This is a genomic window from Streptococcus oralis (assembly GCF_023109315.1).
Classification (GTDB): Bacteria; Bacillota; Bacilli; order Lactobacillales; family Streptococcaceae; genus Streptococcus; species Streptococcus oralis_BS.
In genome coordinates this window covers 20163-36654 of sequence record NZ_JALDUF010000006.1, presented here as the reverse complement: position 1 = coordinate 36654, position 16492 = coordinate 20163, and the positions used below count along the sequence as shown (strand labels likewise).

Here is a 16492-nt window from a genome sequence, read left to right as displayed (position 1 = left end):
CTCCTTTCTATCCAACGTAGCGGATGACATTCATATCAGGATTGATATGATACTGCTCTTCTCTAAATCTGCCTATTTGGATAGTCTTAGAGAAGATACCATTTTCAATATGGATGACCCCTTGACTGATGTACATAACTTCTACACCAGCGCTAAACATTGAGATACGGCCGTTAGGGTTGAACATCATGCTAGAGCTACCATCATTCTTACCAATGACAAGCCCCTCATTTGAGGAACTCATATAGGTGTCAATGAAATTCCAGCGATCAGAGAGCTCTCCAAGATCCTTAGCAATGTTAGAAACACGCTGACTAGCTGAAATCAAATCTTTCTCAGCTTGTGCTCTTGCGGTCTCATTTGCATTGACAAAGTCCTTATAAGCCTTTATCCAATTATCAAGTGTGTCAGCACTAGCTTTAGCCTCAAGCTCGGCCTGGATAATTCCAGCTTTCTCATTTAGAGCGTTCAGCTGCTCCTGAGTTAGCCCTTGATCGGCTTTAGAATTAAGGCTATCCTCAATATCCTCAGGAGCTGGTATCCAATCAATAGGGACTGTCCCAGTATTGACTCTTAGATTTGAGATGATGACCGTTCCATCTGAACCTTTCTCAAAATTTAGATACAAGGCAATCTCTTCAATTAGATCACTTGTCCTACCGTTTGAGTATGGTTTCCACAGCCAAGGTTGAGAATACGTGCCAGATTTAACAGATGTAGTATCTATGTGTTGTATTCCTAAGGCTTTATCATCAGTAGTAAAATCCCACTGTTCTGGCGAACCGTTTCTATACTTAATTACACGATTAAGCCTAAAACCTTTGATGGTTTCAGAGGCCACATAATCAAACGTTAAATAAAGTGGTTGAACCGTTGGCCAATTCTGAGCTGATTGTGCTAGTGTATAGATTTTCCCTTGATTTCCTATAGTTGCTCTAGCAGTTCCTAGTGCAAAGTTACGAGCGCCAACCCTCACATTATCAAAGAGAGCTGTCCAGTTGTAGCTTGTAGGATCCTGACTGTCTGCCTCTGTAAAATCTGTGTAAGTCCCAAAATAGCGCTTGTTGGCGCTTGATGACGTACTGAACCCATCACGTCCGTCCTCTGAATTGGCCCAAGCTCTATGCAAGTACTGAGTTTTTCCTGCCGTTCCGTCAGACGTATTGATAAGAGTCAACTGGTCAGAGGCTACCTCTTTGTTATCAATCCACGCTGAGACTGTCAAAACCATCTTTTGGTTGATGTCGGCAGCTCTCACAATGTAACTAGAGCTTGTAGCCTTGATTACACCATTCACCACCCAGCGCCATCCACTGTTGATGACCTTGTTCCCTCTCATTAAGGTAGGAGTCACAATCGTCTGTCCTTGACCGTTCTTAAAGGCTATACCGTTGTCAGTGGCTAGCTTGATTGTGTAAGGCTTAGCCTCTTCTATCATCCTGTCTAGCTGTTGCTGAATACCTTGAGAAAGTCTATTCTCAAGCGCTTTTGCGTTTGAAAAAGTGGTCTTATTATTCTTCGGATTGGTAAAGCTGATAGTTTGCTCAGATACCCTCATCTCAAGCAAAAGAGTAGGGTTAAATCCGTCATCATAGACCTTAACTGTATCCCCGATATCTAAATCTGCGAACCCCTCTGCCTCGTAAGTGACTGCAGGGTAGCAATTCTTCTTCAGTTCACGGTAAGCCATCGAACGGATGACCTCAGGATTTGAACTTTCTACCGTCATGTCTTTACGAGTCCACTGGTCACGATCGCCTGTTGAGTGAGTAAATGTAGATGGATACATCTGCATTGAGAGAGGGGCATACAAAGCAGCTCCCGACTGATAAAACTCACGCTCGCCCTTTGCGTTGTTAACTGACCAAGGACCAAGGCCTCTAATATCAACTACGTTGCCTTTATCATCCTTACCAGTAGGTACTACAGTGTTGTAGATCCTGGTCTTATCAATCGTGCGAGTTAAGGTTTTTAGATTTTTGCCGTAAACCAATACAGTCGGACTCAACTGACCTACACCTTGATGGTTATCATCATGCTCATGGTAGACATTGACGGTGAATGACTTGATAGAACTATCAGCATTCAACCTTGTGTCGAATTCAATCTCAGCACCAAACTTCTTGGCCAGACTTAGTAGCCTATTCAGTTTAGTATCTGTGCCCTCCCACTCAGCAGAAATCTTCTTGTCTGATACTTCATTAATACCGATTTTCAAGAAAGTATAGTTGAGCAGGTCCATCTCCTCGCAAAACTCCTTGAAGCTCATAGCCTTAGGAGATTTATAAGGAATTGAGTACTCATTGATAAGTTCAAGGTTTAGGTTGATGCCGTAGCATTTAATGACCTTCTCGTTTTCCTCGACTTTTCGGATAGTATGCAGGTAGGTTTTGCCTTTGTAATGGAACGACACAAATGCCTTCTCGTTTAGAGCGTTATAGGCTCTTTTTTGTCCGATGTCTGAGATAATGGCCTTTTTAAAGACCGTAAAGTCAAAGATACTAGAGCCTGTTTCGAGGTATCTTGTCCAGGTATCATTGAAATAATTCAATGTTCCTTGCTTGTTATTGTCAATGAATGCCACTTTTCTCAAACTTGAATCATGGATTGTTAATAACATTACAAATACCTCTCTTCAAACTCCACTTTGATAGTAGGCTTGGTCTTAATCCAACTTGAGCAATAGACTTCCAATCGGCTATTGCCTGGAGGGATAGTCAGCCAGTGCGAACCGTCAACGACGTCTACTGTCCTCTCAATTCCGTCAAGCGTTACTGAGTCCGTCTCGCTATTGACAATGAGATTAGAGCCGATAGGGTACCGATTAGGTACATCTCCAATAGATGGCACAAAGTCCTTACGAAACATCAACTCATCAACGTACATATGCGACACCATAGGTTTATCGTGATAAGCTCCTAAGGTCACATGGATTTTAGCTGATTTTCTATCCTTGATTTCAGGAATGACAAAGCTATAATACGAGCCATTATAGTAGACTTGAACCCTTTCTGCGTTTCGCTTGAGCTCAAACTGACCTCTTGATGGGACAAACGGATTTTTGTTTTTATCGTCAGAACCAGTAAAAGTGAAACATTTCAAAAAGTTATACTTCCCTTTGCCGTCTGAACCAAAAACGTTGAACTCGCATTCTTGCCCTTTAGATCGTTTGAACGTCTCGACACCGTACAGAAATTGACCGCTAGTGTCTGATACAGTTATCTTAATAAAACCGTACTGATCAGCACCGCCTGATTGAAATACCTGTTTACAAAACAGATAATCATTGAGCGAGCCTACACCTCCAGCGCTATCTGTTGGAATATCCCAGGAAAGACCTGTAGCATAGTTCCCGTACTTGCCAGGTGTGGCTTGGTCTCGCAGTTTGATGTGTTTCTTATTCCAAAGAGTAGTCAGCTCAGATACTCCTGTCACAGTTTCCCCGTTATCGTTCGTGATTGCTCTGTTTTTGACCGCTCTGTTGAAAGCATCTGAAATCCTATCCCCTCTAAAGTCAACCAAGACCTCAGAGCGCTTGACGGTGCCTGTGTCGGTTTCCTCACGGTCTCCAACCTCAAAAGCTCCGCTAGTATTTACAAGACCTATGTAGCCATTTTCTGCATTGTGTTTGACCGTTACGATTGGAAAAGCCTCGACGTTGCCATTATTGACTAGGTCAAAAACAACCTTGTCACGCAACTCTTGACCGTTGTCGAACCGTCTATAAGTCGAACTATGAGCGACGCCATCAGGAACTAAAATCTCAAACTCGCCCTTCTGGAGCCATCTAGCCACGTTGTCGACATCCACAGAGCCAATGACAAGTCCCATGTAATACTTGCCAGGTTCGTCTGAAATGGTAATCTTAACAGGCTTGTCTGTGTTCAAGATTGTGGCCAAAGCGTGCTTGGCTGACTCGGTATCTCTTGCCGTTTTTTTCTGAACGGCAAATTTAATTTTGATTTTTTTAGGTCCAGTTCTTACTTCCTGGACGTTAACGCCTAAAAAAGGAGCGTCATTTGTCGTGACGTTCCTCTCATTTCCTATCGGGCGTATTACTTCGCTTATTTTGATAACCTCAGAGAGGTCATGATTGTTATAGATTACTGTGTCCATTAATAATTACCTCTCATCATGTTATCGATCATGAGCTTGTCGTTTTGGAACTCGGTCATCTGTTGACCAATCTGTCCGACAAGTACTCCACTTTCCATCATCATGTTTACAGGTCGTTTGACCGCCTTCTCAGCAACCTCTAGAGCTTGCTCGACAATTCGATTAGATTTTTCTTGTACGACCTTAACACTTGCCTTGATTTGACGGTCAAGGTCAGATTTGACCTGGAGAGTCTTAGTAAGGCTTGATTGCCCTACTCCGATGATGTCTTCTGGCGCAAAGTTAAAGGCTTTGATTTGGTCGAATACATCGCCCATGGCATCATCTACCTTGTGAGCATCTGCCAGGATACCAACTGCCACCCCTTGCGAGATATAACGTCCGACATTGTCTCTAAATAGTCGTGATGGACTGTGGATTTTAGCCTTGGCTTGTGCAGCTCTTTCAGCTTGAGCGACAAGCGCATTAGCTGCAGCTGTCACAGCTCCTAGAGCTGAATACATACCACTTGCTAAACCTTGACCAATCATAGAGCCTACATAGCGCATAGTGGACACACCTCTCATCCCTGTAGATTGGATAGAGCTGACCATTGTAGCCATCGCTGACATTGCTGAACCAACTCCAGAGCGTATGCCGTTTGTAATCCCTTCAGAAACTCCGCGACCTGCCTGTTGGCCTGCCTGTGTCATTTGAACCGATGACTGTGTAATCAAAGACACAATCAATGCCATGCTTGACTGAACCGATGATACAGCCTGAGTCATTGCTGAAGCTATGCTTGAAGCAAGCTGAGAAATGGAAACTGAAGCTGACGAAGCTGAAGCGTTAATCATCGTTAGAGTAGATGACATCGCTGAAGCACCGCTCTGTGCCATCGTCATTGCAGTAGCCAAAGACATCAGACCTGTCTGTAACATCATGATACTAGACACGGATCCAGAAAGGCTTGCAAAGGAAGCCGTAACCGATGAAGCAAAAGCGCTCACCGAAGCTCCAGCGCTTGTCAATGTTTCTGGCAATGTTCCAAGGCTAGTACTTAGTGATGATAGAGCAGTAGGTACTGATTGCAAAGCAAGGCTTGCAAGTTGAGCTGATGTAGCAATCAGCATCAATCCAGTTCCTGCTTGTTGCAACCCAGGACCAGCCGTAGCGATGCCTGAGTTGGCAATAGCAGCAAGACCTGCTGAAACAACCGTCAAAGTCCCTGCAAGGTCAGCTAAATTGAGACCCACAAGGATTTGAATACCCTCAGCCATTGCCTTTACACCTAGACCTGCATTTCTTGCAGCCGTACCAATCGACGTGAATACATTAGCAATACCATCTAAAACTGTTCTAACTGCACCACCAACTGAGCTGATGACTGTTGAAATGCCATTGAATACACTCTCAATGCCCTTACCGATACCTTGAGCAGCCGTAGAGATTGACTCTCCAACTGATTTAAAAATATCGGCAATACCTTGTAGAGCGATGTTAATAGCCGTACCTACAGAGATGATGATGTTAGCTATGCCATCCATAGCCGTGCGAATACCATCGGCAATAGCCTGGATAATACTGATAATCTGAGGCGCATTACTTGAAATCGTGTTGATGATCAAGGCGAAACCATTGGCGATAGCGTCAACTAATACGGCTATCCCTAGCGCAGCGACTGCGACACCTGCTCCAATTAGAGCGATTGCAGCACCAAAAGCTAGAATACCGACTGCGCCTACTGTTAAGGCTGGGCCGATTGCTGCAGCACCCACTGCAAGCAAGGCTATTCCTGCCACAATTGCAAGTAAGGCAATCTGTGCACCAGCTCCAGCACTTGATAATTGGATAGCAGCTTGAACCAATACATAGATACCTGCTGCAGCTGCTAAGATACCAGCTCCAACCATGAGCACGGCTACACCTAACTTCATGACTGAACTAGCACTTGCTCCAGCTGATGTACCGACTGCGGTCGTCCCTGCACTCATTGCAGCACTCGCTCCAGCGTTTGCAGCTTGAGCAGCAGTAAGCCCTAAGACATTCCCAATCAGCGATACAATGTTTTTTCCGAAATCAAAGGCTGATTTTAATCCTTTAGCGATTGCAACCCCTGCCTTGATACTCTTTAGAGCTACGGCCATGGTAAGCAATGCGGTCGCTACATTTCTGATTGTGTTAGCGTCAAGTCCTTTGATAAAATTAGCGAATGAACTCGCCATCTGTGAAACGAAATTTACAATCTTGCCTGCAGCTTCTCCGATTGTATCCCAAGGGATAGCGTCGCCTAACTTGACTGCAAGGTCAAGCGCTGCCTCTGATAAGTCCTTAAAGGCTTGATAGGCACTCTTAATCGCTCCTGTATTTTCAAAGGCTTCAACTGCGAATTGGAAACCCATTGCTAGGTTCTGGATCATGGTATTAGCCGTTTCAATGATGTTGCTTACACCTTTGATGACATTTCCAAAACCACTAGCCTCGCCAGTGAAAGACTCAAACAAGGACTGAGCCGTAACAATGACGTCTCTGAAAGTGTCCTTGAATGAGTCAAAGACACCCTCATCAACTCCGAGTGATGCAAACAAAGACTTAAATCCTTGTTCAATTTTAGGACCAGCTTCTGCCAAAGCCGTCTCAACAGCTTGTGGAAGTTGCCTCATGATATTCCCGACCATTGGCAAGAAATTGCCTAGCAGGAATGTAGAGGTAGTAGATACTAACGCCTTCAAAGACTGAGTGATGTCTTGACCGAGTGACAAGTTGGCCAAAAAGTTAGAAGCTGAAGCCTTCATTGCTGCAAACGAGCCACTGAAAGTAGTCCGAGCTTCTTCTGCTGCAACTCCTGCCACTCCTAATTCTTGTTGAACTAGGTCAATAGCTTCTACGATGTCTGCAAAGTTGTTGATATCAAACTTCTTACCCATCGCCCTCTCAAGTTTGCTGGCATCTTTAAGAAGTCGTTCCATTTCTTGTTTTGTACCACCATACAGTACACATTCGCCATAATTCGCTAAATTATGACCGTCTTTTTCAAGACTGCTCTATGTCGCCATAGAGATTAGACTATCTCTTATGTATTAAATACATCCTAGCGCTTCGGCTCGCTTAAGCCTACTCTACTCCATTAAGGAAGCATTGTTCCTCTGTTTCGATAGTCGTTACACTTTCAAGATTAAATCTTGCTTAGCACGGTATTGCCTAAGATACTCTTAGGGTTTCACCGTTTTCACTAGGTTTATACTCGGCTATGGTTTTTCTACCGAGCTTTAAATTGTCCAACATGGTGTAGTTCTGTTTTGCAAAACCTTGGAATGTCTGTTGGATTGAACCGATATCAGTACCCATTTTAGCTGAGTTGTCGGCCATAGCCATGATAGCCTTGTCTGCCATTTGTGCAGCCTTCACTGCGTCACCACCGAGCGCTTGTTTTAAACTAGCACCGAATGAAACGGCTTGCTCTGCGTATGTATTGGCAGAGATACCAGCTGAAGCCGCAGCGTTCGCATATTGCTTCACTGACTCAGCTGCGGTTGTATAGAGCGTGTCGACACCACCAAACGATTGTTGGAGCTTGGCTCCTTCGTCTAAAGCCGTAGCGAAAACACTCTTCATGGCATTTCCAAGGGATTGAATCCCTGCAATCAGAGCACCGCTCACAATGTTAGCACCTAAAACCGATTTAAAGACCGAGCCTACTCGCTCTCCGCTTTCAGCTAATCCACCCATCATGCTTTTTAAACGTTCGACACCTGACTGTGCCTTATTGCCATCCATGTCAACCTGGATGACAACTTTCCCATCTGCCATTGTGTACCTCCTTTCTATTCGTAATAATCGTAGTCGTCGTCTTCCAGTTCGTCTTCTTCGTCGTCTGGCAGACGATATTCTTTTTGTAGTTTTCGCATATTATCGATGTATTCCTGACTGTCACCTTTTTGTGGCTCGTAAGAGCGAATCTTCACGACCTCTACAAATTTGGTTCCTTCAGGCAAACCGACAAGTAATGCGTTGAATTTTTTCCAGTGCAACTTTCCAATCTCTTCAATTAAGTCGATTTTGTAGGCTTGCATGAAAGAAGCAAAGATATAAGCTCCGTCATGCTTCACGTTGTAGAGTCTTTTCTGTGGTTCTTCTGTTGACGTCGAGGATTTTATGACATTACCTGCCAAGTCGTACTCAACGTCATCTTCTCTTTTGCCGTTTTGTATATGTTCTTCAAAGATTGCCAATATCACTTGCATGGCCTCGTTTACGGTCAAAAAATCAAAAGAAACACCTGTCAGGATCCGCAACGCAAAGAAAGGTCGCATAATGTCTGAAACTTCGTCGTCTTTCCACAATTCAAAGACTTTCAAAACTCTATCGAACGATAAGAGCAGAGGGAAAGTCTGTTCTTTGCCTTCAATTTCTAGAACAAGCTCATCAACTAGCTTTCTAGAAATATCTAACATGGCATCACGCTAGATACTTCTTGAATGCATCTTCCGAGTTGCGTTCTCGGTAATCTTTGATAATTCCAAGAACAGTCTGAATCAGATAATTAAATGCGACCGTCGAGTCCTCATCTGCGAATTTGAAGACTTTTTCAAATACTTCAGCACCAAAAAGACGAGTCCACCCGTCCTCGACGATTTCTTTGCCCCTCTTAACGATTGCCGTGTCAGAAAGTTTTTCCATTTTTTTCCATTCTTTCTTCAAATTATCAAGAAATGAGTCAAGTTCTTTGACACCCTTGTCATTTGCTGAATATTCCAGTTGGAATTCTCCAAAATCAATAGGGATGATGTTACTAGCTTTTTTAATGACTACCATGTTTATGCTCCTTTTCAAAAAATAAAAAGGCGTGAATTATCACGCCTTAGATTATCCTGGTACTACTGTTGATTTCTTAGGTTTACGAGTCCATACGACCTTAAATTTAATACTTTCATTTTCAGAGGCTTCACCGTCTCCGATTTCGATACCAGAAAGACGAGCTGGCCCCTCGTATTGAGTTTTTCCAGTTGCGTCAACCTCCTTGTACCAAACCAAAAGCTCGTCACCTACTGCGTCTTCTTTATCAGCGATAAAGTTCTGAGCCTTGTCGTCTGTATCACGAACGCCTTCAAAAGAACGGCCTCGTGTCTTACTGATCACTTGTTCTTCAGGTGTTCCGTCGCCGGCAAAATCTGTGAAGTCGTCTGTCTTCTCATCGTTCTCTGGTGATGATGACTTGAAGCCTTTAGCAATCCAGAGGTAATCTGTTGCAGTTGGCGGAGTGTCTGGAGTTGCTTCTTTGTAAGGCGCAATGTAATGTTTACGTTTTACGTTTTTATTTTTTGGCATTAGTTATTCATTCCTTTCAATTTCAAGGCTGGCAGTTACGTCCAGCAAGTAAATGTAAAAGCCTTGCTCGTCTAAATCGTTTAAGTAAGGCTTGTCGACTTTCAGACCTAAGAATTCGTAAGAGCCATTCTTACTTGGCAATTCTAGGTCCATTTTTGACAAGGCAGCGTTAATCTGCCACAGTGTATTATTGTTTAATTCCTGATCTCGTGACTTGATAGCAATTTCAAAAGGCAAGCTGACTGTTTGAGTTCCAGCCATATCCTCGTCTACAACCTCTCCACCAGGGAGAGGAAAGACGACCAATCCCTCTTTCTCGGTTAAATAACCAAGTTTAGACGGGATTTTGTCTTGAATACCCTCGATATGCTCAAGCAAGACATCTACAAAGTCATTGTTTTGGTTCATTTCAATCCCATCGCTTTCAATCCGACATCGCCCCATTTCTTAGAGTGTAGGGCTGCGGCTTTCTTATCCCACCTCGGACCAGTTCCAGGTGTTGGCCGTTGGCTCAACAACTTCTCCTTATTAGCAAAGAAGAACTTTCTTTGTTTCTCAGAAAAGAACCCTTTCCGCTTCTTGCCATAATATAGCAATCTTGCGTAAGGTGTCACATACACTACCGAATCTTGTCTGACATGGGCGCTAGATCTTAAAATTCCCTTCCTTTTTGGGACGTATGGCTCCATGTCCAGTAGCATTTGGTTAGCGATGGCCAACTTACCCTTTGCGAAGTTCTCAGGCGATACCTTCTTTTTAACGCCGTTCAGGTCAATCTTGACACTTACACCACCACCCACTAAATCACCTCGATTTCATAAGCTAAAAGCCTACTCGTCAAGGGATGATACTGTGGAATGATGTTTTTAACAACGTAGCTGACTCCGTCCTCTTCGACAATGCCACCGATGAAGCTCTTATCGAGCGACACGGGGCAATATTTGTGATACACAATCACGGTTGAGGAATTGTACTCGCTACGATGATTACCTGAGCCAGAATGAGAGTAGGATCTATCGAATTTACAAGGAGATAATAAAAGGGGTTCAGAATAGGTTTCTTTCCCCCACTTATCCTCTCCGATTGACTTCTTGATAGTCACAGAATCAGGTAGCATTCTCTTATCTATCATAATCAACCCTCGCAAAGCCAAATCCAGCCATTCGAAGCCAGTTCTCCGTGTCCTTGGATAAATTATATCGTTCAGCTACTGAAAGCGAGCCCGAGCCGTTCTGTGAGCCTGTGCGATAGCTTACCGACGTCCGTCCGACTGACATACTAGCAATAGACTGTTTGTCCTCTGCTGTCATGACTCCTGAACTATCTAAATAAGCTATCTGATAAGCCATAGCGAGCTTGACCGCTCTTTTTCGTGCTTCATTGTCGCTTTCAAAGCTATTCAAGAAATAGAAATCTCTTGTAAAAGCATCAATAGCGAGCTTGGCACGCTTTAAGAGTTTGTAAAAGTCGCCCTCGCACTCAAAACCGAGTTCAGTGAACTCTTCTTTAGTTAAGTAAGACATCTATTCACCTCCTTACAAGGCGAATGTCTCCGCCTCAAATAGATCTTGCTTAGGCTCTTCAACGAGTTCAAGGCAATCTTCACCAACAACCTCATTAAAGAGGCCATTGATTCGATTAGCTTCGTCTTGATCTAACTCGTATTCTTGCCCTTTGTCAAAATGACGGTCAGACTTAGCTAGATAAGCGTTCAATTTTGCTTTAAACTTAGCCATTTAGCACCTCCAAAAGTTCATCTTTGGTCTTGTTTGAATAGCCCTCAAACCCTCGCTCTTTAGCAAGAGCTTTCAGCTCAACCAAAGTGAGATCTGCGAGTTGATGAGTAGCAAGTAGTTCTTCAAGCTCTGCCTCGTCAACCACTTCTTCAAAGCCGTCAGCGACTAATTGCGCTTCGAGCAAGCTCCCTTCTTGGACTGTGTAGACCTGGTTCAATTTTTCATACTTCTTCATGGATTACCTCCCTTATTAGGCTTTGTGAGAAACGTAGACACCGTCTTTCTTAGTCCCTAGGACGAAGAGGTCATGATACAAACGGTTTTGGTATAAGTATCCGTCGCCTTCTGTATGTTGACCAGGTGCGAAAAGATAGATAGAGTTAAATTTAGCTTTTGCAATTACTGCAGGTTTAGCAACGATCAAGAAGTTAATGTCTTTACCGTCTGCTGCCTTAACAAATCCAGTAGTGAAATCAAATTTAGTCTTGAAGCGTGCATCGTCCCAAACTTCGATAAGCTGAACTCCATCAAGTGAAGTGACACGAGTGTCGATTCCTTGAGGTGATGTAGTAGCGATTGAGCGTGTGAACTCTTTAGAGCGTTCCAAGAAGTCCATAACTTCGCTAGAAACATAAACAACGATGTTCTGAGCACCGTATTTACGAACTGGCAAAAGAGCAGCCTTCAAGCGTGAGTAAATATTCACTTCTGACAAGTCAGCTTCAGACTTGAAGTGTGTACCTGTGATAGCTTCTGTTGCAAGTTTAGAGAAACGGTAAGCGTCAACTTCTGGAGTTGCGTGCTCAGTGATGAATGTATTTGATACGTTAGCAGCTGAAAGCTCTTGGTTTGTTTCGTCAACGTCTGCAGAATCCACAAAGAACTCAACGTCACGGTCGAATCCGAGTGTGTAGACTTTCTTGTCGTTTGAAACTGTACCAGCGTTGTAGCCTTTAGATCGTGTGTGCGCCTTGTAGCCAGTAACTGAAATTGTAGGCAATTCAAACGATTTAGCGCCTAACCAGTTTACTTGTGGTGTTTCCAAAATGTTAGTAAGTGCACCTTGCATCAATTTCTTTTCAAAAGTGCCCTCATGTTTAGTGATATAGTTAATTGTCATTGATCATTCTCCTGTTAGTTATTTAATCCTAGAGCCTTTAGAAAGGCGTCTTCTTGGTTCGTTCCAGCCGTTGGATTTCCTCCAGCTGAAAATGTCGGTTTCTTCTCCTCTGGTTGCTCTGTGCGACCAAATTGAGGGTATTTCTGCAATACTTGGCCGATAGCATCTTCAATAGACACATCATCGGATACCAAGCGATTTGAAAGAGTGATGACGTCGTCCACAGACTCAGCATTCACTCCCAAAGTCAGAGCTGACAGTTTAGCTTCAAGAAGTCGTTGACTTGATAAAGCAACCTCTAACTCTTTCTCCTTAGCAGCAAGCGCTTCTGACTGTTTCTCAGCCTCGCTCTTTTGTGAGTCCTTCCACTCCTTGAGTTGTTGGAGTCCTTCTTTAGCGCTCTTGAAATTTTCAAACCCTAGGTCTTTGAAGATTTTCTCTTGTGCTTTCCTAGACTCCTTAGCGACAAGACCAGTCACTTCGTCCTGAGTGAATGTCTTGATAGGTTGCTCTTGAGTTTGTGACTCAGTGGTTTCTCCAGTATTGGCTGACTGGTCAGTTTGTGTTTGAATGTCTTCTGGCATTCTTCTGTCCTCCTAAAATTAGGTATTATCTTCCGTTCTTTACCGACTGCGGATAAAGTCAAGCAAAAAACCGCATCGAATTCGACACGGTTTGTATAAGTTTTGTTTCTGTCAATGTTTAAATCATTTCCTTAATCTTGCCATGATATTTTTCAAGCCACTCACGATTATCAGATAGGTTATAACTTTTTAATTCTTCCAACATCATAGGTATATTGTCATTCAGCAGGTCAAATAATGGTTCGTTTTCAATTTCCAACAAATCACCTTCTGTTGAAGCTAACCACTCGCTAAAATCAAAAGAGAAATCCCAGACGCTAACTTTCTCATCAAGGACTTGTTCAAACATTTCTAAAACTTCTTTACTTTTATTCAATTTTAGTAAATCCTTTCTTAATCTTATTTTGTGGAAATACAGTAACAACTACACCAGTGGTAGGCTCTGTAAAAATAGAAATCCTGTTATAATGTCTGACATGCCGTCCATCTCTATCAGAAATATAATTTACTGGTTGACTCATTATGTTAAGGATAGATTGGTAGTTGTATTTTATTGTTCCATTTTTGCGTTGTAATCTCTCAATATATCTAGCGATACCATGATCACCAAATAAAATCCCGTCTTTTTTGAAATTCCAATAAGCCTCTTTTGCTTGTTCTTTTTGCCTGTCGTTAAGTCGTTCTTTTATATCACCGTTAAGGTAAGAGATGACACGATTATCATGCCTAAGTTGCCATTTTTGGTCACGGTCTAAGGCTTTGAAATCACTATAAGATTTAGGGGCTTTATTTCCTAAATTTTGTAGTATTTCAGAATACTCCTTTTTGGAGCGTTTGTCAATAGTTTTGTATAACTTTTGAACTGCATCATCATTGTAGTGGTATCTTTCTCTTTCCTCATCCCGTTTCAGGAATGGGTGCTTATCGACGTAGTCTTTTAAGGCGGCGTTTTGAGTGCCTATCTTACTTTTGTACTTGTCTATTAGCTCTTTATCGCCCAATTTCTCAGCGACGTGTAGCTTTTCCTTATTCGCTCTGATAGACCGTTCTAGAGCTCTCTGTTTAGCTTCTGCGTTAGCATTTTCTTCCGCTTGTTCTGGTGTAACCTCTGCCACGTCCTCGCCTAAATCAGGCTTGTAGTTAGCTCCTGGGATAAATGGCGTTATCATGTGCCCACAGTTGATACCAAGACACCCTCCAGGTTTACCATAACCGTAGTCAGACAAAGCAAGAATCTTCTCGCCATGCTCGGTTCTAGCGTGACCAGTCGTGACTATCTGATGTTGCAAAGGAGCGCACATTTCTCTCGCTGATGCTTTCTTTGAAAAGTAAAAGGTATCAATGCCCAGCTCTTCAGCTGGTCTCGTTCGCATTTCTCGAAAAGTTCGATAGGTTGTCGTCTTGATAACAGTCCGTGCGTAATTGTCTATCTTCCAATTTCTCCCAGCGCTATCTTGAAAACCCTGAAATCCTTTCTCTTGCCACTTCATGACCGTGTCAGAAATAGCCTTGTCTGATGTAGAAAGGCCAGTGACAACTCTAGCGACAGACTGCTCCACAATACCTTGATAAGCACCAATAACAGCCTTAGGAAGCGTTGTGTTTATTAGATTGTGTAGCTCGTCAATCGCTTGGTTGGCATAATCAGCAAGAATTTCTTGAATGTAATTATTACCTCCTAATGATCCACGGCCTAAATCTTCCATGAGCTGTTGCTTCGTGTCCGTGTAGAGCTTCAGACCTTCATTTTCTACAATGTGTCGCAGCTGTTCTTCAGCTACACCTGAACGCTCAGAGATTAGCTTTAGGTTCTCCTCGTTCAGCATGTGCATCTGTTGCATCTTCTCAAGTTGCCAGATGTACGGTTGTTTGTCAAGATAAACCGTGCCACGTTCGGTCACACGTTCGACCACGTTGTCAAACAAATCCAAGGCTAACTGATGATAGATGTCTGCGACATTGCTCGCTTGAAGCAGCAGTTGCTCGTCATTGAATTGTATCGGCGGTCTCTTGTTTCCTTTCATTTAGCATCCTCTCTAGCCTTGGTCTTGAGCTTTTCATAAATAACTTGGCAGGGTTTGGAGCTAACCAGAAAATCCTTGAAATTAGGTTCATTTAATCACTCCCCGTAAATATCAATGTCTTGTTGACTTCGCTGACTGTTGGCAGTATCCATTGTTTCCTGGTTGATTGCTTGAATCATATTCTTAGCATCGGTTTCTGACATATTGAATGCCTTCTGGATAGCGTGAGCCTTGCTGACAATGCCACTGGCCAAAGCCTTGGTCCAATAGTCAAGCTCATTGTTCTTGTCAGTGAAAACTCCGTCGTCCAGATTGATTGCAATCTTCTCCATCTGAGGAATTTGACCGCTATACAATCCATAAAGACTACCAAGCTCGCAGATTGAGATAATCAATTCTTTCAAAGATTGCTCAACCAAGCTGACAATACTGTTTCTCATTTGGTAAGTATCAGAGTTTTCAGAAACGACCTCTGTCGCAGTCTTCAAGCTCTGACCGTCAAATGTAAACATCCCAGCGGATACACCTAGAAGCATTTCAAAGAGCGATAAGCCTTCGTTGATGGTCTTGATGTAATCATCTGCTCGGATTGCAGTTGTTAGGTCTGTGATGCTTCCTCCATCCATGTCATTAGTGGATAAGCGTAAGTAGACGTTTTGCTCAGTATCGAAACGCTTGACAAGCTGGACGTCTCCGTCTTTATTAACTACTCGAGTCTCTGTAAGGTTTTCAGGAACTGCCACTCTGCGTTGTCCCATCTTGACTTCCCACTTGAACTCGTCATAAGTGGTGTTAATAAAATCAATCGTGCTCTTGGCATTATCAAAGATAGACAATCCTAGAGGTGAATTGATGTCCTTGTTGTTCATTCCTGGAGGTTTTAAGTAAGAAAAAAGCGGTCTTGTTAGACCGTCAAGTTCAACTTGTTCTTCTAAATCCTCATAGACTTCAGCTAGAGGAACACGTCCACCTACTTGTTCAGAGCTTTCAGACCTGTATAGTTCGTTAGTGATGATGTACTTCCCGTCGCTTGACCACTCGTGGAACTCAATCAACGTGTAGTAGATGTTCTTCTGACCTGAAGCCTTAATCGTCTTAGTCACGATAGCAGCGCTTGAAATATCCTGCGTGTTAGACTGAAGCGGTAGAAAGACTGGAGCTTGAATGAATGATACTCTCACTCGTCCATTATCCACATAGGGCCTCATGGCAAGACCTCCAAGGGCTAAACAACTCTCAAGGTAGCGCTCAAAATTCTTGTTAAAGCGATCATTCTTCAATGTTTCTTGAATGAATGTATTTGCTTCTTTATCGTCCAATTTAATCGAGGCTTGCTCATTAAAGACCAGACTAGCAATCTTCTTGGCAGCGGTCCGAGCAATTGGCAAAACAGTCATTTCTCTCTGTCTCGTCATGCCGTCCGTGTTCGTGTAAGTAACCGTTCCAGCGTTGCTTTGATAGTATTTGAGGTTCTCGTTAATCCGTCGATACTCTGCGCTTGTTATTGCGATTTTAGGATGGTCTGTGATACTTGCCAGACTTTCTGTCGTCATTCTGTATTGACTCCTTTTTATTAGATTTTTAATGGTTTGTATAATTCCCATT

At 43.1% G+C, this 16492-nt stretch carries 18 protein-coding genes; all 18 read right to left on the bottom strand.

The features are described 5' to 3' along the window. Positions 1 to 7: 7 nt before the first annotated feature. The 18 genes from M1F74_RS08020 to M1F74_RS07935 all read right to left on the bottom strand — a co-directional run bounded on the left by M1F74_RS08020 (position 8) and on the right by M1F74_RS07935 (position 16491). Entirely contained in the window at positions 8 to 2620 is a 2613-nt protein-coding gene (locus M1F74_RS08020; protein ID WP_247946787.1) for a phage tail spike protein, read from the bottom strand. Beyond that, positions 2620 to 4116: a distal tail protein Dit gene (locus M1F74_RS08015; RefSeq protein WP_247946786.1), complete on the bottom strand. Its 1497-nt coding sequence runs from the start codon at positions 4114 to 4116 to the stop codon at positions 2620 to 2622. The genes M1F74_RS08020 and M1F74_RS08015 overlap by 1 nt, the downstream gene beginning before the upstream one ends. Further along, positions 4116 to 7064 (bottom strand): tail tape measure protein, encoded by a 2949-nt coding sequence (locus M1F74_RS08010; RefSeq protein ID WP_247946785.1) that lies wholly within the window; start codon positions 7062 to 7064, stop codon positions 4116 to 4118. The genes M1F74_RS08015 and M1F74_RS08010 overlap by 1 nt, the downstream gene beginning before the upstream one ends. 232 nt (positions 7065 to 7296) lie before the next feature. Continuing rightward, positions 7297 to 7905, bottom strand: coding sequence for a hypothetical protein (locus M1F74_RS08005; RefSeq protein ID WP_247946784.1), 609 nt, complete (start codon positions 7903 to 7905; stop codon positions 7297 to 7299). A gap of 14 nt (positions 7906 to 7919) precedes the next feature. Next, positions 7920 to 8549, bottom strand: coding sequence for a Gp15 family bacteriophage protein (locus tag M1F74_RS08000; protein WP_247946783.1), 630 nt, complete (start codon positions 8547 to 8549; stop codon positions 7920 to 7922). A 4-nt stretch (positions 8550 to 8553) separates the two neighbouring features. Beyond that, entirely contained in the window at positions 8554 to 8910 is a 357-nt protein-coding gene (locus tag M1F74_RS07995; protein WP_247946782.1) for a hypothetical protein, read from the bottom strand. A 51-nt stretch (positions 8911 to 8961) separates the two neighbouring features. Continuing rightward, the gene (locus M1F74_RS07990) at positions 8962 to 9423 is read right to left on the bottom strand and encodes a phage tail tube protein (RefSeq protein ID WP_247946781.1); all 462 of its coding nucleotides are present in this window, start codon (positions 9421 to 9423) and stop codon (positions 8962 to 8964) included. Positions 9424 to 9426: 3 nt separating this feature from the next. After that, complete coding sequence (locus M1F74_RS07985) at positions 9427 to 9831, bottom strand: minor capsid protein (RefSeq protein ID WP_247946780.1); 405 nt, start codon at positions 9829 to 9831, stop codon at positions 9427 to 9429. Beyond that, complete coding sequence (locus M1F74_RS07980) at positions 9828 to 10223, bottom strand: minor capsid protein (protein ID WP_247946779.1); 396 nt, start codon at positions 10221 to 10223, stop codon at positions 9828 to 9830. The genes M1F74_RS07985 and M1F74_RS07980 overlap by 4 nt, the downstream gene beginning before the upstream one ends. After that, positions 10223 to 10555, bottom strand: a complete 333-nt coding sequence (locus tag M1F74_RS07975; protein WP_126420223.1) for a putative minor capsid protein — start codon at positions 10553 to 10555, stop codon at positions 10223 to 10225. The genes M1F74_RS07980 and M1F74_RS07975 overlap by 1 nt, the downstream gene beginning before the upstream one ends. Beyond that, positions 10545 to 10946 carry a hypothetical protein gene (locus M1F74_RS07970; RefSeq protein WP_247946778.1) on the bottom strand — a complete coding sequence of 134 codons (402 nt, stop codon included), beginning with the start codon at positions 10944 to 10946 and terminating at the stop codon, positions 10545 to 10547. The genes M1F74_RS07975 and M1F74_RS07970 overlap by 11 nt, the downstream gene beginning before the upstream one ends. A gap of 12 nt (positions 10947 to 10958) precedes the next feature. Beyond that, a complete protein-coding gene (locus tag M1F74_RS07965) occupies positions 10959 to 11159 on the bottom strand; it encodes a hypothetical protein (RefSeq protein ID WP_213952413.1) in 201 nt (66 codons plus the stop codon). Then, positions 11152 to 11394, bottom strand: coding sequence for a Rho termination factor N-terminal domain-containing protein (locus tag M1F74_RS07960; protein WP_247946777.1), 243 nt, complete (start codon positions 11392 to 11394; stop codon positions 11152 to 11154). The genes M1F74_RS07965 and M1F74_RS07960 overlap by 8 nt, the downstream gene beginning before the upstream one ends. Positions 11395 to 11409: 15 nt before the next feature. Then, entirely contained in the window at positions 11410 to 12279 is an 870-nt protein-coding gene (locus M1F74_RS07955) for a hypothetical protein (protein WP_247946776.1), read from the bottom strand. A gap of 14 nt (positions 12280 to 12293) precedes the next feature. Further along, positions 12294 to 12863 carry a hypothetical protein gene (locus M1F74_RS07950; RefSeq protein ID WP_247946775.1) on the bottom strand — a complete coding sequence of 190 codons (570 nt, stop codon included), beginning with the start codon at positions 12861 to 12863 and terminating at the stop codon, positions 12294 to 12296. Positions 12864 to 12981: 118 nt separating this feature from the next. After that, the gene (locus tag M1F74_RS07945) at positions 12982 to 13239 is read right to left on the bottom strand and encodes a hypothetical protein (RefSeq protein ID WP_247946774.1); all 258 of its coding nucleotides are present in this window, start codon (positions 13237 to 13239) and stop codon (positions 12982 to 12984) included. Then, positions 13232 to 14887, bottom strand: a complete 1656-nt coding sequence (locus M1F74_RS07940; RefSeq protein ID WP_247946773.1) for a phage minor capsid protein — start codon at positions 14885 to 14887, stop codon at positions 13232 to 13234. The genes M1F74_RS07945 and M1F74_RS07940 overlap by 8 nt, the downstream gene beginning before the upstream one ends. Before the next feature lie 95 nt (positions 14888 to 14982). Then, on the bottom strand, positions 14983 to 16491 hold the full coding sequence (locus tag M1F74_RS07935; RefSeq protein WP_282184758.1) for a phage portal protein: 1509 nt from the start codon (positions 16489 to 16491) through the stop codon (positions 14983 to 14985). Between the last annotated feature and the right edge of the window lies 1 nt (position 16492).